13 protein-coding genes and 1 pseudogene are annotated in these 17,722 nt (G+C 44.1%); 8 read left to right on the forward strand and 6 right to left on the reverse strand.

Features of this window, described 5'->3' with window-relative positions:
* Positions 1 to 108: 108 nt before the first annotated feature.
* The 3 genes and pseudogenes from CJD36_RS14780 (at position 109) to CJD36_RS23985 (ending at position 2,823) form a co-directional block, all read left to right on the forward strand.
* Entirely contained in the window at positions 109 to 564 is a 456-nt protein-coding gene (locus CJD36_RS14780) for a hypothetical protein (RefSeq protein WP_105039971.1), read from the forward strand.
* Between the two features lie 331 nt (positions 565 to 895).
* Entirely contained in the window at positions 896 to 1,861 is a 966-nt protein-coding gene (locus tag CJD36_RS14785) for a class I SAM-dependent methyltransferase (RefSeq protein WP_240609362.1), read from the forward strand.
* Between the two features lie 422 nt (positions 1,862 to 2,283).
* Positions 2,284 to 2,823 (forward strand): annotated as a pseudogene (locus CJD36_RS23985) (Uma2 family endonuclease).
* A 120-nt stretch (positions 2,824 to 2,943) separates the two neighbouring features.
* On the opposite strand, the gene CJD36_RS14800 reads toward CJD36_RS23985, so the two are convergent.
* Together CJD36_RS14800 and CJD36_RS14805 are read right to left on the reverse strand one after the other, a co-directional pair.
* Entirely contained in the window at positions 2,944 to 4,647 is a 1,704-nt protein-coding gene (locus CJD36_RS14800; protein WP_161499324.1) for an OstA-like protein, read from the reverse strand.
* Between the two features lie 29 nt (positions 4,648 to 4,676).
* Positions 4,677 to 5,603, reverse strand: coding sequence for an MlaD family protein (locus tag CJD36_RS14805; RefSeq protein ID WP_105039975.1), 927 nt, complete (start codon positions 5,601 to 5,603; stop codon positions 4,677 to 4,679).
* 243 nt (positions 5,604 to 5,846) lie between these two features.
* Here CJD36_RS14805 and CJD36_RS14810 point away from each other — a divergent pair, with 243 nt between their 5' ends.
* A complete protein-coding gene (locus CJD36_RS14810; RefSeq protein ID WP_105039976.1) occupies positions 5,847 to 6,524 on the forward strand; it encodes a hypothetical protein in 678 nt (225 codons plus the stop codon).
* A gap of 1,208 nt (positions 6,525 to 7,732) precedes the next feature.
* Here CJD36_RS14810 and CJD36_RS14815 read toward each other — a convergent pair.
* Positions 7,733 to 9,637, reverse strand: a complete 1,905-nt coding sequence (locus CJD36_RS14815) for a T9SS type A sorting domain-containing protein (RefSeq protein ID WP_105039977.1) — start codon at positions 9,635 to 9,637, stop codon at positions 7,733 to 7,735.
* Between the two features lie 286 nt (positions 9,638 to 9,923).
* Here CJD36_RS14815 and recR point away from each other — a divergent pair, with 286 nt between their 5' ends.
* The 4 genes from recR (at position 9,924) to CJD36_RS14835 (ending at position 14,403) form a co-directional block, all read left to right on the forward strand.
* Positions 9,924 to 10,544, forward strand: a complete 621-nt coding sequence (gene recR, locus CJD36_RS14820) for a recombination mediator RecR (RefSeq protein ID WP_105039978.1) — start codon at positions 9,924 to 9,926, stop codon at positions 10,542 to 10,544.
* A gap of 90 nt (positions 10,545 to 10,634) precedes the next feature.
* On the forward strand, positions 10,635 to 12,617 hold the full coding sequence (locus tag CJD36_RS14825) for a DUF885 domain-containing protein (protein ID WP_105040323.1): 1,983 nt from the start codon (positions 10,635 to 10,637) through the stop codon (positions 12,615 to 12,617).
* A 79-nt stretch (positions 12,618 to 12,696) separates the two neighbouring features.
* Positions 12,697 to 13,953, forward strand: coding sequence for a PKD domain-containing protein (locus CJD36_RS14830; RefSeq protein ID WP_105039979.1), 1,257 nt, complete (start codon positions 12,697 to 12,699; stop codon positions 13,951 to 13,953).
* A 72-nt stretch (positions 13,954 to 14,025) separates the two neighbouring features.
* Complete coding sequence (locus CJD36_RS14835) at positions 14,026 to 14,403, forward strand: VOC family protein (protein WP_105039980.1); 378 nt, start codon at positions 14,026 to 14,028, stop codon at positions 14,401 to 14,403.
* 11 nt (positions 14,404 to 14,414) lie between these two features.
* Here CJD36_RS14835 and CJD36_RS14840 read toward each other — a convergent pair whose 3' ends face one another.
* The 3 genes from CJD36_RS14840 to clpB are packed head-to-tail and all read right to left on the reverse strand — an operon-like array spanning position 14,415 to position 17,682.
* A complete protein-coding gene (locus CJD36_RS14840) occupies positions 14,415 to 14,714 on the reverse strand; it encodes a type II toxin-antitoxin system RelE/ParE family toxin (protein ID WP_105039981.1) in 300 nt (99 codons plus the stop codon).
* Complete coding sequence (locus CJD36_RS14845; protein WP_105039982.1) at positions 14,714 to 15,010, reverse strand: addiction module protein; 297 nt, start codon at positions 15,008 to 15,010, stop codon at positions 14,714 to 14,716. The genes CJD36_RS14840 and CJD36_RS14845 overlap by 1 nt, the downstream gene beginning before the upstream one ends.
* Positions 15,011 to 15,057: 47 nt before the next feature.
* A complete protein-coding gene (gene clpB / locus CJD36_RS14850; protein WP_317047172.1) occupies positions 15,058 to 17,682 on the reverse strand; it encodes an ATP-dependent chaperone ClpB in 2,625 nt (874 codons plus the stop codon).
* Positions 17,683 to 17,722: the final 40 nt, after the last annotated feature.

Genomic DNA, 17,722 nt, shown 5'->3' on the forward strand with positions numbered 1-17,722 from the left:
TATTTGACTAACAGAGCACTATCTCAAATTTTTTTTGAAAAAAGGTGCCATTTTATTTTGTTATTCAATTGTTAATCGATAAGTTCGTGTTTGTAAATAATATCAACTATGGCTCGTGATCTAAAAGGGTATAAGAATATTGAAAAGCTTGTAAATGAGTTGATTAAGTCGCCAAAACAAGTAAAGCCAATAGCCACACAAAGCATGATAAGCGACTGTGTGCAGGTGCAGCCCTATAATTACATAGACGGTAATGTGCAGGAGGTGATCATCAGCAATGTTTCGTTTATCGCCGATTTTTCACTGATATCTATTGCCGCTAATAAGCTCATCATTATTGAAGATTGTGTTTTTCATGCCGCTATGCAGCTGCACTGTCTCAAAGATGCCCGCATCATCATTCGTAATTGCAGGTTTAGGCAGGCGCCTGTTGTAAAAGCCAAAAGATCGCAGGTATCTGAAATGACCAACATCCCTGACACACTGCCTTTAACTACAAATTTAACTCCCGATACTTCATATTCTTCCGCTATTGCGTTGCTGGATACCATTATCCTCAACTAAAGTTAGTCTGCTATTGCATCGTACATATCTGGCACATACCCGATTGGCGTATGCAATAGCAGAACCTAATTATTTTCCTTCGCCACAGAAATTAGACGGCAATTTAAGTCACTAATAGCACGTCATGATGCCGAAGGTATCAGAGGTCTGTAGCAAATTCAGTTACTAATACATGTCATGATGCCGAAGGTATCACATGTTTGTATAGGCAACGTTCGGTGTGAGGTCATAGACATAATATGGCTTTAAATCCATCACACGCACTTTTAGGTTTTCACTTTTCACCTTTGACTTCTTTTAGTCCTACCTTTGCAGCTTTAATCATTACTGCTTGACTACTCCGAATCCCGATAAACAGATCATGTTCAAAAATCGCCTGCTCAAGGTGTGGAAACACATCAGCAAACTGGCTAAAAGGCAGAACATTGCCTGTTTCCGCTTTTATGATCATGATCTTCCTGAATTTCCTTTTGCCATAGAATGGCTGAATGGCGATGTGCATGCCGCAGAATACAAGCGCAGGCATGGTATGGAAGATGAGGAACACGAACTCTGGCTGGCGGCTTGCAAGCAAACCATAGCTGAGGTTATAGAGGCTGACCCCGAACGCATATTCATGAAGATCCGTCAGCGCAAAGCAGGCAGGCAGGGGCAGTACGAAAAATTCAACGACGAGAAAGAAGAAAAAGTAGAAAGAATAGTGCCTGAAGGTGGCCTTAATTTCATTATCAACCTTACCGATTATCTCGATACAGGCCTTTTCCTCGATCACCGCATAACGCGCGGCATGGTACGCGATGAGGCCAAGGGCAAGAATGTCCTTAACCTGTTTTGCTACACTGGCTCATTCAGCGTATACGCTGCCAGTGGCGGCGCTGCCAGCGTTACCTCTGTAGATCTGTCTAAGACCTATATCAACTGGGCTAAGCGAAATATGCAGTACAACAAGCTGTATAAAGATACCCAGCACGACTTCATACATGGCGACGTGATGGAGTGGCTCGACTATATGCCCAAAGACACTTACGATATCATCGTCTGCGATCCACCTACATTCTCTAACAGCAAGCGCATGGAAGATACATTCGATGTGCAGCGCGATCACGTAATGCTCCTAAAAAAGCTACTAAAAGGTTGCACCGAATACGGCAAAATATACTTCAGCAACAACTATCGCGATTTCGTTCTCGACCGCGATTCCATCCCGGCCGCAACCGTAAAAGACATCACCGCACAAACCACCCCCTTCGACTTTCAGGGAAAACTGCACCGCAAATGCTACATGATACAGAAGTAATTCGGATACAGTGTCTCATACTGTCGCTAGAGTTAACACAGCGGTCTCGTGACGACTAATTTGATGGGTCTCTGACCCGACACATCACATGGCCCCTGCACTGGTCGAAGCGTCCCTCTTCGTCCTCACCCATGCAAGCGTCTCGCTTGCGAAAAACATTACCTTTGGATTGGGGCGAGGAGTTCGCACTCCCGAATGTCATGGTGAGCCTGAGTTTACATTGAGTTTATCGAAGTGCCGAACCATGACATTCGGCATCGGGCCGGTTCTCTTTGAGCTACTTCTTATCACGCCCTCTTTTGTCAACACATCACTGTATTCCCTTTGTATTTATCCGGCAAAGCATTTTATTTATCTTTGTATAAAGAATGTCTGTTATCATGGAAGTTAAGGAACCTGCCGTAGCGTACAATAAACAGTATATGACCATTCCGGAATATCTGGAGATGGAAAATGCATCTGCTGAAAAACATGAATATTATCAGGGTGAGATCTTTACAATGTCTGGCGCAAAGGTGCCGCATAACCGTGTTTTCAAAAATCTTTACAAGGCTTTGTTACTCAACCTTGATGGCCTTCCCTGCTAACCGTATAGTAGTGATTTGCGCATACACATTGAACACAACACGCTATTTACCTACCCTGATATATCAGTGATATGCGGTGACATGATAACGCTTAATAATGACGACTTCAATGTCCTGAATCCTACCTTGCTCGTTGAAATATCATCACCATCCACCCGAGCTTATGACAGAGGACAAAAGTTTACATTATACAGGGACATTCCTACTCTTAAGGAGTATACTATTGCAGACCCTGATACTAAATCAATTGAAAATTGGCACATCAACGCACTTGGAAATTGGGAATTGGAAAAATATACGGACGTTAACACTTCACTGCATCTACACAGCTTGAACATCGACATTCCACTACCAGACATTTTTGAAGGCTTATAATTTATTTCATACGAGTACATAACCTAAAACTGCCCGTTTGGTGATCCTCTTTGAGACATCGCACTGGTCGAAGCGTCCCGCTTCGTCCTCACTAATGCAAGCGTCTCGCTTGCGAAAAAACTACTCAAACAACTCCTCCTTACTCATCGGCCTGCGCTCTATCAGCCACTTAAACCTGCTCAGGCGTGTGTTAGGTATGTCGGCCTTTTCCAGCGGAGTTAAGGTCTGATGTACATTCTTATTAAACAATATGCTGCTTATAGACTGATCTGCAAAAAACACCCGCATCTTATCGCCTTTAGCCTGCAGTACGCCTATATACGCACCCGCACCATCTTTGGTGTAGTAGATCACTTCGGCATTAGGATACACGTTAAGGTCCATCATCGCATTATTCTTAAAAAATCCTTTCAGCGTCTTGCCTTGCACCTGGTCATATAGGCCTGCATCTGTGGGTCCTGCCAGCGATACTATAAAAGCATTATTAGGCACATAGATACTCTTTATCCTGTTACTGTCGCTTAGCTTCATGATGATGGTATCGCCCGTCACCTGGCTGTTTCTCGACCACGCTACAGGGTTTGTGATCATACGGATGCACGAATCGGTTTGTGTATAGACTATACTATCGCACACACCTTGCAGTGAGTCTGAAAATATCTTTACATGATGATAGCCGGTAAACAACAACGGCGCTGTAGAGTCAGCTACAGTAGTGTCTTCAGCAATAGCCGCAATGGCTGGCTCTTTTTTGTTCTTTCTTTTTTTCTCTTTGGGTATTACTATTTCTGCCGGTTTGTCTTTTTGTCCCGCAGTTACCAAAGTATCCCCCGCTGTAGCTTTGTTCTTCTTTGCAGTCAGTATCGGTGCAGAATAAAATGTATCTGCCCTCAGGTACAGCGTATCTTTTCCATTTACGGTTTGCAATACGGGGTTATCTATCGCCCACATCACACGCTTCTTTATCAGGTAGGTAGCCCTGCCGCAATACATGGTAGAGTGGTGGCCCGTATCTACTGCTATCACATGGCCATAGGCGTAGCTAAGACCTCGTTTTTTATTGTAGTAAAGGGTATCCGATTCTATATACTGACCATCATACCATACTGAAGATGGGGAGTTGAAACCCGCTACGCCATTTATGTTATCATAATAGCCATTACTCGTTTGTAGTATGGTACGCCCGCTATCACCCACCACCAGAGACTTTGCGAAGAATTGGGTCAACTTTGTCTCCGTATTATACATCATGTCTTGCGACTTCGTATGATACTGTGGATCTTTTACAATGGCATTACCCAGGAAGTGAGCCTCCTTGGTCTTTACATTATAGATAGCTCTGTTACTCGTTACTATTGTAGAATCTGCCTGTAGGGTGCCGGTGTTTTCATATTCACCTACTTTAGTGCCCAGGTTATAGGTAAGGTCATCGCTCCATAGCCTGTTCTTGCCATCAGTTAGGGTCACATTGCCCTGCATGTAGGCTATCTTTGTCGCAGCAGTATACCGCAGATAGTCGCACGTACCCTGTGTGCCGCCTTCCTGTGCTATCCTCACATTGCTGAATGCCTGTAGGGTATTGGTGGTCTTATTCTGATAAAGACTATCGCAATAGAGCGTATCCGTTCCCTGTTGCATGATCACATCGCCAATAAATCGGAAGTAGTCGCCAGTATCGGTATGGGTAAAAGTTACCAGCCGGTTGTTAAGTATGTGTATGGTTATTTTAGAGCTGTCTGTTTTTTGGGCATAAACGCTTGTGTCGCACAATAGTAGTGCAGACAGGCATAAAGCATAAATAAGAGCAGTGCAGAAATTCTTCAAACGTTGTAGTGTAGCTTTTAAGGCGGTACTTAATCTTTCTTCTTTTTGCCAAACACCGTCACGTTTATATAACGCGATGGGTGAGCCTTAAGATCTCCCAGTAAGTTGGTCATATTGGTATACAGATCCTTATTGTTGATCAGTTGCCCTAACGATCCCTCGCCTTTATTGATCTTGGTAGTAATACCATTCAGTTGGGTAGAAACGCTATCGAATTGAGCAAGTGTTCTCTGTAGTGGCGCCTTGGCCATTTGGTTAGACACATTGCTGAAGTTGGCCATTATTCGACTGAGCGTATCATTGTTCTTGGCCAGATTAGCCGAAAAACTGTTGGCATTGCGCAATATCCCTTTTACGTTTTCAGTTTCACCATTTAGTGATGCCGTCATCTTAGCCAGGTTATCAGCTGTAGTATTAATAGACGCTATTGTACCCTTTATTCCGTTGCGGTTATCTTCACCCAGCACAATGTTCACTCCTGCAATTACAGTGTCCAGTGAGGCAACAGTTTTGCGTAGGGCAGCTATCAGTGGCGTTATCTCCTTGGTTACATTGTCCATTACGCCTGGCTCTTCAGCTGTCAGCAGGGTAGATTTAGGCTCAGCAACACTGCTGCTTTTACCCAGGTCCAGCCTTATGTTCTTACCGTCCAGCAATCCCGCCGATACGATCGTAGCAACTGTTCCCTGCGGAATGATCACATCTTTCCTTACGGCTATGGTCACTTTTACGCCACGCTCTTCTTCCAGCTCCAGAGATGTGATGTGGCCAACAACCAATCCACGTATCTCTACTGTGGCTGAGTTAAGCAATCCATCTACATTCGTGTAGTTGCAGTAGTAGATATTATCTTTTGAAAAAAGATCTGCGCCTTTCAGAAAGTAGAAGCCGGAAAAAAATATAACAAGCGATATGGTGGCCAGCAGGCCAATTCTCACTTCTTTAGAAATAATCATAAGTAAGTTTGATGTAACAAAAATAACACCATTAAAGTAATAATGCAGAGATTGGGGCAATTAACTCCTCATATAAACGCTAAAGTTTATTAACAAATCAGTTGCTATTTAATTATTTGTTTGGGGTAATACATTGGTTAGTTGTGCGGTAGGGGCTGTTTTTCTATCATCGCTATGTTATATCGTTACCTCCGTTTTGTACGAAATAATAATTCTGGCACGCTTTTCAATACTATGTAAAGTATGAAAAAGCTAATCTTATTATCCGCCGTATTATTTGCCACCTTCACGGGGTATAATGCCAATGCACAGGTGAGCGTTAATTTCAACATCAGCACGCAGCCCATTTGGGGCCCTGTTGGGTATGATTATGTACAATACTATTATATACCGGATATCGATGCGTATTACTATGTAGACCGCAGAGAATATACTTACTTCAGTGGTGGTCGTTGGATAACATCACGATATCTGCCTCCAATGTATCGCAATTATGATCTTTACCATGGCTACAAAGTGGTGGTAAACGAACCAAGGCCTTGGTTACATCACGATCGTTACCGCAAGGAATATGGTCAATACAGGGGGCGCCATGATCAGCCGTTTATTCGTGATAGCCGTGATCAGAGATATTACGCTAACCCACATCATCCGCAGCATGCGCAATACCAAAGTACCCGCCCTGGTGGTAATACCAACAGGCCGCAGCAGGTAATGCCACCACGCGGTAACGGTCCTCAGCAGCAAGGCAATCCGGGTCATGGTCATGGTAATAATGATCATAAGGGTAACGATGATCACCGGGGCAATGATAATCGCGGTGGAAATGACAATCGGGGTGGAGAACGCGGCGGCAATGACAGCCGTGGAGGAGATCGCGGAAACGGTAACGACAAAGGTGGTGGCCACGGTCACCGTTAATTCATAGCATTTCTATATTCGTTTTAAGTATTTAGCCTCGCACCAGCGGGGCTAAATTTTTGCAATAGATACTCGAAAAATATATTCAACTTTAAGTAACCCCTCCTAACTCATTGAACTATTGACAACTAGTTCATTGCGCCATTTCAATGTGAATATCTTTATTTTATCAGGTCATTTTCCCGTATTAATTTACACTCAAATCAGGCGAAAAGCCCCCCGATCTTTGACATCTTGAACCTTATCATCTTAACTATACCCGAATGTCAGGGTGAGGCCCTCGAACCCCTGACTTTCGCACTGGATGTATTCGTTTTATTACTTCCCTCACATCGTAAGGGTAATCCTTTTCGGTTGTGCGCAACCATATGTAGGTCCATTTATATCGATACGTTCGTAGAGACGCAAGATTTTGCGTCTCCACATGCGGCCGGGCGGTAACTAACATGTAAACCTATTTAAGGACGAGGCAGTGACAACAACAAGTGACAACTCTGGTAGAGACGCATAATTGCGTCTCCAAGCCGAATGAGCTAGTATCACACTGTCGCGAGAGTTAGCGTAACGCTCTCATGACGACAAAAATTAACGGGTCTCTGCCCCGAACACCAAAAACTGGTCGAAGCGTCTCGCTTCGTTCTAAGGTATTCAAGCGTCCGCTTGCGAAAAAAAGTAGCAGCATGTGGCAGAAAGTGGCAGGAAGTGGCAGAATGTAGCAGTTTGTTGAAATACCCTGAAACGCCAACCCACAAAGCACTTCACCCCATATCCCTCGAACAAAACTGCCACTTTTACGAAAAACTGCCACTTTTCAAAAACTTCCTCTGGCCGTCATTGCGAGCCCTTCGCGAAGCAATCTCACGAAAGGACGTATTCGTTTTGGGCACTACTACACTAATATGGAATTAGTGCAAATAAGCTGATGTAAAACAACTGCATTTACCGGTCCACTCAAAATCGGGCACGATCGGGCATTGGCCTTTTTCATAACTAATTGACTATGATTATTTTATCAATTTTCCATGCCCGATATTATTTTCATTTCCATCGGGCATCAGTCATATAGACTCTTGTCATCCCCTCTCGCGAGAATTGGCGCAGCGCTCGTGACGATAAAAATTAACGGTTCTCATTTAGTGCACAACGCCCCAACACCAAAAAAAGGTGCGACACCAGCCGCACCTTTTCAAAAATATTATTCACTAACCTTACTTGTTAATGATCAGTTTTAATTGTTTTTGGTCTGCATCCGATATGATCCTCAGGAAGTAAACCCCGTTGGCCAACTGTCCCGCAAGGTTCAGCGGCTCATTGATCTGCCCTCTCTGCGATGCTATGGATTTGCGATAGACTACACTTCCTTTCAGGTCCATAACCTCTATCTGCAGCTCGTCATCATTCCTTACACCTACAGCACCGGTGAGTGTAAAATTACCCGCTGTTGGGTTAGGGAATAATGATACGCCGTTGCCCGTCGCGTTGATGTCAGTTACATCAAGGAAAGAAGCGTAGATGATCACGGCATTGCTGGTATCTTTATTAGGTATCGCACAGATAGCATTGCTCCTAACAACGCATCTTACTGTATCATTCTCATAGACATGACGTGCATAAGAAGAATTGGTTGCGCCGACTACAGCTACCCTGTTTACATACCATTGGAACGTAGGTGAAGTGCCTGCGTAAGTAGATGCACAGAAGAAGGTAACAACAGCGCCCAGGTAGGCAACTGTATCATTTGGTGAAAACGACACAGAAGCATACGGAATAAGATGCGGGTAAATAACGAAAGTTGAAGTATCTCTTGCAGTGTCTGGCTGATGGCATACCAGGCTGCTTACCATATTTACAATAACCGTATCAGTAGTTGTTGGTGAGTAGGTATATGAGGTGCCACTGCCCACAACCACGCCGCCTCTTATCCACTGGAAAGACGGACCGCCGCCGCCATTAACTCCTGTGGCTGAAAAAGTAACAGGTGTGCCGGAACATGCGGTGTCTGGTGTATGGGTCATTGTAACTGAAACAGGTAAATTGGCGGTTACGCCCATAAAAATGGAATCTGAGTACACAGTATTCACCGGCAGCGCGCAAGGGAAGTTGCTGGTAACACGGTTGACAATATAATCACCATTGTTCAACGCCGCATCAGTGTAAGTACTGTTGGTAGCACCGGATATGAAAAGACCGTTCTTGCTCCAATTAAAGCTTGGGTTAGTGCCTCCGTTAGTAACTGTAGCAGTAAAGGTTACCGGTACACCAAAGCATATGTTGTTCAGCGATTCATGAATAGTGTCTGTGGGCGTTACATATGGGCTGGCAGATACGTTATTGGTATCGCTTTCAGAGCATGCGTAAAAATTAGTAGCTGTTACCCAGTAGCTGCCTGGTAAAGTTACAGTAATGATCTGTGTAGTAGCCGATGTGTTCCATACATATGTACTGCCGGGGTTGCCAGCGTTCAGTGTGGTAGATCCGCCTGATCCGCAGATATAAGCATCTGCTCCCAGGTTAACGACCGGACTTGGGTAAAGCAATACAGAGAAGGTGCTCGGTACTGTGCAGCTGTGCGCATCTGTAACCAATAGGTTGTAGACACCATTATTAGCAGCTGTAGCTGCAGGTATGTTAGGCGATTGGTCAGTAGAACTGAAGCCCGCTGGTCCACTCCATGAGTAAGCATATGCTGCGGTTCCGCCTGTTGGTGTCGCATACAATGTAAGCGTACCGCCCGGGCAGAAAGGTGCATTTGATGCGGTAAATACGGTCAGTGGTGCCGGTTCAGAAACGATCACTGTTGTGGTGCTGGTACAAGTTCCGCCTTCGGTAACAACAACTGTATACGAACCGGAATCAAGACCCGATATATTCTGGTTGGTAGACATAAAGCCTGTAGAGCTGGTCCATGAAAAGCTGTACGGAAGTGAGCCTCCGGAAACAGTTAAAGAAACGCTGCCGTTAGTTGTGCCGTGGCAGGTCATATCTGTAGGGGTAGCAGAGAGGGTCGGAGGGGTACAGGGAGGCGTTGCCAATGCATTGAAGTTTACACCCAGAAGTGCAACAAGCAATGATAAGGTAAATAATACTCGCCCTTTAGTATAGATTATTTTCATAATAAATTAAAGTGAATTCACTACAAATATAAATAAGAATATGCCTAAAGCAAATAAAAATATAGCAGTACCCCGAATAACGATTTATCTGGTTGAAAGAGTATAATATAATTATAGTATATACAGGGTTCAAGTAGCGGAATTGCTTTAAAAAATATTTGCCAGTTAATTAGATATGAAAACCTCAACTAGGCAGGTAAGGGGCAGGTGTGATAACTGATATTATTTCATTCCATTGACCATTGGTTTAATAAATTAACTGAACTTTGCCAACGGAGTAACAATTATGATATTTTCATCGAAACTGATAGAAGACGCGGTACAGGAATTTTCCAGGCTGCCGGGCATAGGAAAGAAAACAGCATTGCGCATGGTGTTGCAACTGCTGAAGATGGATGAGCAGGAGGTAGATGAATTTACCGGTGCCGTATCCCGCATGCGCCATGGTATCCGCTTTTGCAAAGAATGCCACAATGTTGCAGATAGTGAGGTGTGTGTGGTTTGCGTTAATCCGGGCCGGAACCGCAACCAGATCTGTGTGGTGGAGAACATCCGCGATGTTATTGCAATTGAAAGTACGCAACAGTTTAGTGGATTGTATCATGTATTGGGTGGCATCCTGTCTCCGCTCGATGGCGTGGGCCCCGAACAGCTGAATCTTTCCACATTGCACCAAAGAGTTAAAAATAACGAGGTGTCAGAATTGATCATGGCACTCAGTCCAACCATAGAAGGCGATACTACGGTATATTATATAGCCCGCCAGCTCAAAGACCTGCCGGTCACCATTACCACCATTGCCCGCGGCATAGCCTTTGGCGGCGAACTGGAATATGCCGACGAAATGACACTTGCCCGGTCTATAGCCAAAAGATTGCCTATAGATAATTATGTGACCATGAAATAAACGTTTGTTCATGATCCGTGAATTCCCATATACCCTGTGGCGGCGGTTGATGTGTATAATAGACCTAAATTTGATCCGGAAACATTATTTATGAAGAAAGTACTGTTATTAATAATGCTGGTTAGCTTTTGTACAACTATCCATGCGCAGCAACCAATGGCCCACAAACCGGTTCAGAAGACAATGGACGAGAGATTTAACCTATATAAGGAGCAGTTCATACAGCAGATGTGGGTCGTTTACCCCGGTTGGGCGAGTAGTGTGGGTTTTCATAAGTACGATACTGCTTTGATCATCCCCGATGAGCGATCAAGACAAAAGGAAAGGGAGTTTTGCATGCGCAACCTGTCAGCTCTCCATAGCTTTAAGATGGACGAGCTGAGTGACCTCAATAAGATCGACTATCACCTGATGGAAAATCAGCTCAACTATTCCATTTTCAATATACAGGAGTTCAGGGCATTCGAGTGGGATCCTTCTACTTACAATGTTTCCGGTGGTTTTGCCGAGTTACTGGCCAATGATCACATGCCCCTCGATAGAAGATTGCATAGCTTCTACGTGAAAATGGAGCACGTTCCTGAATACTATCAGGCTGCAAAAGCAAATATTAAAAACCCAACAAGGGAGCACACAGACCTGGCCATGGAGCAGAATGGCGGTGGTCTTTCGGTATTTGGTAAAGACCTGGAAGATGCACTTGCCAAGAGTAAATTGCCTAAAGAAGAGAAAGACAAGATACTTGCAAGAGCAGCAAAAGCTACTGAATCTATAAAAGGTTATGTGCAATGGTTGCGCCGCGATGGTCGTGATGCCAAAGGCCGTGTTGATAAAAAGCAATCGGCACAAAGCCAAAATGGAGGACGGAGTTTCAGGATAGGTAAGCAACTCTATGATAAGAAGTTTGCCTTTGAGATCCAGTCAGGGTATACTGCCGATCAGATCTATGCAAAAGCAGTAGCACACAAAGAAGAGCTGCATGCCAAAATGTTTGAGATCACAGAACAGTTGTGGCCTAAATATCTGAAGGGAGTAAAAATGCCGGAGAATAAACTGCAGGCAATAAAGATGATGATAGATACATTGTCTGTAAAGCATGTGAGGCCGCAGGATTTCCAGACAACTATTGAAAAGCAATTACCAATGCTCACCAACTTCATTAAGAAGAAGGAACTCATCTATATTGACCCTTCAAAGCCACTGGTGGTGCGCAGGGAGCCTGATTATATGGCGGGTGTAGCAGGAGCATCTATAAATGCTCCCGGCCCTTATGACCGTAATGGCAATACCTATTATAATGTAGGTAGCCTTGATGGCTGGAGTGCCGCAAAATCTGAAAGTTACCTGAGAGAGTACAATCATTATATACTTCAGATACTTAACATTCATGAAGCTATACCCGGTCATTACACACAATTGGTATATGCCAATCAGTCTCCAAGCATTATCAAATCTATACTAGGTAATAATGCCATGATAGAGGGGTGGGCGGTCTATACCGAGCGCATGATGCTCGAAAACGGGTATGATGGTGATAAGGGACCAGACAGTGATGAAGCATCGCCCGAAATGTGGTTGATGTACTATAAGTGGAACCTGCGCAGTACCTGCAATACCATATTGGATTATGATGTACATACAAAGAATCTGAGTCAGAAAGACGCGCTTAAATTACTAATGGAAGATGCATTTCAGGAAAAGACCGAGGCAATGGGTAAGTGGAAAAGGGTGTCTGTTACACAGGTGCAGCTTTGCTGCTACTTCACCGGTTACACCGAAATATATGACCTGAGGGAGGAAATGAAAAATAAACAAAAAAGGAAGTTTGATCTGAAACAGTTTCACACACAGTTCCTCAGCTACGGCAGTGCGCCTGTTAAGTATATAAAGGAGATGATGATGAACAGCGATGAGCAACCTGTGCTTCCTAATGCTGAGCAGGAAATGATGTTGCGGGAACAGAAGATGAAGGAAGCGAGAGCAAGAAGTGAAATGCAGCAAAGAGAAAGAAATGAAAAAATGCAAAAGAAAATTCTGGATATGAAGAAGCTCCAGGACGAGAAGAAAAAATAAGTGTTGTACCGGGCAGCTATTGAACGAAAACTAAAATAATATAACTGCCTATATTTGCTCTATTAGATAAGTAATAATTATGCGTAAAAATCTACTCCTTATCGTTGTTGCTGTTTTATTGGCAGCCACAGCCACTGCTACCAAAAAGAAAGTTCTCTTTATAGGTAACAGCTATACCTATACCAATAACATGCCATTGATGTTACAGTCCCTGACCACGTCATTGGGTGATACGTTGGTCTATGATGAGTCTGATCCTGGTGGGTATACCTTACAACAGCATACGGTCTATGCTAATACCATTACCAAAATATTCTCGCAGCAGTGGGATCTTGTGGTGATACATGAGCAAAGCCAAATGCCGGCCTTTCCTCCATCGCAGGTAGCTACAGATACTTACCCATATGCTGCCCGCCTGGATAGTATGGTTCATGCCAACGATAGTTGCACGCAAACCATGTTCATGATGACGTGGGGCCATGCTAATGGCGATCCTATGAATTGCGGTAGTTATCCTGCTATCTGCACTTACGATGGGATGCAACAGCGACTGAGAGAAAGCTATATGGAAATGGCATTGAATAATAATGCTATTGTTGCACCGGTAGGTATGGCCTTTAAAATAATGGTAGATAGTGCTTACACGCCATGGTTGTTTATTTCAGATAGTTCGCACCCACTTGTTCCCGGTTCTTATCTGGAGTCTTGCGTATTGTATGGTTCTATCTTCCATAAGCCAACATTGAACGCCTCATATCTTTCTGGTCTTTCAACAACAGATGCACACCTCTTACAGCGCATAGCAGATAAGGTGGTATTTGATAGTATGGATCTGTGGCAGCAACACGGCCATTACCCTTATGCAGGCTTTACTCATTCCACTTCAGGTAGCACTGTAAGCTACACTAGTACTTCATCGGTTCCTTCCGCTGATTCGTGGTCATTCGGAGATATGGCAACAGATACTGCTGGTAACCCATCACACATATACACCAACAACGGTACATACACCGTGTCGCATACTGTAAGCAATAGCTGCTTTTCTGAAACATTAACGGATACTGTTCACATTGGCCTTACCACTATAGGCGTTAATAACATCTCCGGTACTATTCCTGGTGCCATCATAGCGCAGGGTGGGGGGGCGTTGAGGTTCGCATTGACGCTAAATGCAAACGATAAACTGGAGTTGATAGATATGAAGGGTGTGGTAGTAAAGGCCTACTCTTCCGCAACATTGCCAGCTACAGATAACCTGGCGCCTGGTATCTATGTGTTCCGTTTATACTGTAATAATGGTGCATCTATAAGTGTGGGCAAGGTTAGTGTTTATTAAGAAGTAGATAGCAAATAGTTCATAGTACTTTGACTGTTTAATTAATTTGGTAGCATTAAAGAGGTAAAAATTATGTCAGCACGGTTTCATGGGTTACGCACCGCTATTTATTTTGTTGATGATGTAACTAAGGCTACAGAATGGTATATAGGAGTGCTGGGCATACAGCCTTACTTCAATGAGCCATTTTATGTTGGCTTCAATGTAGGAGGTTATGAACTGGGTCTGCATCCAACCGAGGCCCGCAATGATAGCCAGCCCAACAGCATAGCAATATATTGGGGCGTTGATGACGTACAAGCCACCTACGACTCAATGATAGCCGCCGGTGCCACCCCACATGAGGTGCCCAACGAAGTAGGCGCAGGCATAATTGTCGGCGCAGTAAAAGACCCGTGGGGTAATGCACTGGGCGTGATTTATAATCCGCATTTTGTGTTGGGAGGATAAAGAATTAGTGCTTAATAATTTACCCAGTTTGATTGCGGGTCTTGATACATTGATAACACAGCAAGAATGACTATGTTTTTATCTATGATAGTATAGTGTGCTGCGTATGGAAACTTGTCTAAAACTGCAAAACGAATATCATTATATCGAACTGCTCTGGAGAAAGGATTTGTAGAAATTGCTTTTACTTGTTTTTTGAAATCCTGGTAAAATCGTTTGCCCAAACCATGCAATTGCCCGTTATAGTAGTCCACTGCTTTTTGAATCTCTGAGATCGCACGTGGAGTTAGAATAGGTTTGTACTCTTGCATTAATCTACCTTTATCATTTTTTGTGCATCCTCCCAGCTAACCAACTCTTCCGGGTGTAGTTTGTAGTATTCCTTCCTTTTTAGAACTTCTTCAATTTGCCAATGAGGAATTTCAAATGAACTTTCAGGAATAAGTTCTACTGCATCAAGTTTTTGCAAATCTTCAATAATTGCAGACGCGTATTCCTTTTTTACGACGATATGATAAGTATTCTGCACAGCACCTTTTTTATAAAGATAAGAATTTTTATTCTTCTGGTGTTTTGTTGGAAAGTAGCAAAATGTTAAAACAACCATGGGGCGCTTCTGCGCCCCATGGTTTGCTATTCACACACTTTTTACTATTATGACTTCAGCATTGCATCGCTGGCGGTTTCGTTGCGCATGGCAATTACGTCGTCAAATACATCGATGAGCACTGGTTTTGTTTTGTCTATGTCGCCGGCTATGATCTTCTTACTGAGCATGTTGATGAGGTCTTTTTGTATGACTCTCTTCAATGGTCTTGCACCATACTGAGGATCAAATCCACGCTTTACAAGGTAGTCGAGGGCGTAGTCGGTAAACTGCAGGTCTATGCCTTGTTGCGCCAGCTGTTCGCGCAGGTGTTCCAGTTGTATCTTGATGATGCCTCTTATTTCCTTGCGCATCAGCGGGTGGAACATGATGATGTCATCTATTCTATTCAGGAATTCCGGGCGCATATTGGCCTTCAGCACATCCATTACCTGGTCTTTGGTAGCTTCCATTACATTGTGGATATCATCGCCGTCTTTTATGTTGGCAAAGTTTTCCTGTATAATGTGGCTACCAGTGTTGCTGGTCATGATGATGATGGTGTTCTTGAAGTTGACCACACGGCCCTTGTTGTCTGTCAGGCGACCATCATCGAGTACCTGTAGCAATATGTTGAATACATCAGGATGTGCTTTTTCTATTTCATCGAGCAGGATAACTGAGTATGGTTTGCGGCGTACAGCTTCTGTGAGCTGTCCACCTTCATCATAGCCAACATATCCCGGAGGTGCACCAACAAGACGGCTTACGCTATGCTTTTCCTGGTATTCACTCATGTCTATTCGGGTCATCATACTGTCGTCATCAAACAGGATCTCAGCCAAAGCCTTTGCCAGTTCGGTCTTACCTACACCGGTTGTGCCCAGAAATATAAATGAGCCAATTGGTTTGCGTGGATCATGCAAGCCTGCACGGCCACGACGTATAGCATCAGCTACTGCTTCTATAGCTTCATCCTGGCCTATCACCCGTTTGTGCAATTCATCTTCCAGCAACAGTAGTTTAGAACGCTCGCTCTGCAACATACGCTGTACCGGTATGCCTGTAGCTTTAGCAACGTTTTCTGCTATATCCTCAGCATCCACTTCTTCCTTCAGCAGGCGCTTGTGATGCGTGTCTATCTCATTAAGTTCTTTCACCATGGCATCTACAATAGCTTCCTGCTCCTGCACTTTGCCATAGCGTATCTCGGCTACCCGACCATAGTTGCCTTCACGTTCGGCTTGTTCAGCTTCCTGCTTCAGGTGGTCTATCGTGTTTTTCGCTTTGTTGATCTTATCAACCATTTCCTTTTCTTCCAGCCACTTTGCTTTCAATGTATCACGTTGCACACTGAGCAGAGATATTTCCTGGTTCAGTTCTTTGAGTTTTGCCTCGTCATTTTCCCTCTTAATAGCCTCGCGCTCAATTTCCAGCTGACGGATACGACGTATCAGTTCATCCAGAGCCTCGGGCATAGAGTTGATCTCCAGCTTCAGCTTGGCTGCACTTTCGTCTATGAGATCAATGGCTTTGTCGGGCAAGAAACGATCGGTTATATACCTGTGCGACAGTTCCACTGCAGCTATGATAGCTTCGTCTTTTATCTGAACCTGGTGGTGGCTTTCGTAGCGGTCTTTCAATCCACGGAGAATAGATATGGCATCTTCAACAGAAGGCTCATCTACAAACACGCGCTGGAAGCGGCGTTCTAGTGCTTTGTCTTTTTCAAAATACTTCTGGTATTCAGTAAGGGTAGTGGCACCAATTGCGCGGAGTTCACCACGAGCCAGAGCAGGTTTTAAGATGTTAGCCGCATCCATCGCACCTTCCATCGCGCCGGCACCTATGAGGGTGTGGATCTCGTCTATAAAGAGAATCACATTGCCATCGCTTTCGGTCACTTCCTTTATTACCGCCTTTAGTCTTTCTTCAAACTCACCACGATATTTGGCGCCTGCCATCAATGCGCCCATATCCAGTGCGAAGATGATCTTTGATTTCAGGTTGTCGGGTACGTCGCCATTAATGATACGATGTGCCAGACCCTCAACGATAGCTGTTTTACCTACACCCGGTTCGCCCACTAAAATCGGGTTATTCTTAGATCTGCGGCTGAGGATATGCAGTGTTCTGCGTATCTCTTCATCACGACCAATTACGGGGTCGAGCTTGCCGTTGCCGGCCATCTCGTTGAGGTTTTTGGCATAGCGCTGTAACGAGTTGTATTGCTGATCTGAGGTTTGAGAATTTACAGTATTGCCCTTGCGCAATTCCTTTATTGCTGCGACCAATCCTTTTTCAGAAAGGCCCGCATCTTTAAGCAATTTACCCGTATCGTCATTCACCTGCAACAATGCAATGAGGATATGCTCTGGAGTGACAAATTCGTCACTGAAGGTCTTCATAATATTGGTAGTGCGCAGCAGTGCACTATTGGCATCACGACCAATGTTCTGGCCGGGTTCGCCACCTTGCATTTTGGCCATTTTAGCCAACTGCTCTTTTAATTTGCTTTCTACAAATGGTATATTGACATTGTTCTTTTTAAGTAGGTAGGTAACAGGTCCTTCAGTATCATCTAGCAGTGCCTGCAGGATGTGGGCTGTTTCAATAGCGGGGCTTTGGTGATTGAAAGCCAGTTGTTGTGCCTGTTGTACAATTTCCTGTGCTTTTATTGTGAAGTTGTTCATATTCATGATACTCGGTATTTAGTGTTTGAACTATATGCTT

This window comes from Flavipsychrobacter stenotrophus (assembly GCF_002954265.1).
Classification (GTDB): Bacteria; Bacteroidota; Bacteroidia; order Chitinophagales; family Chitinophagaceae; genus Flavipsychrobacter; species Flavipsychrobacter stenotrophus.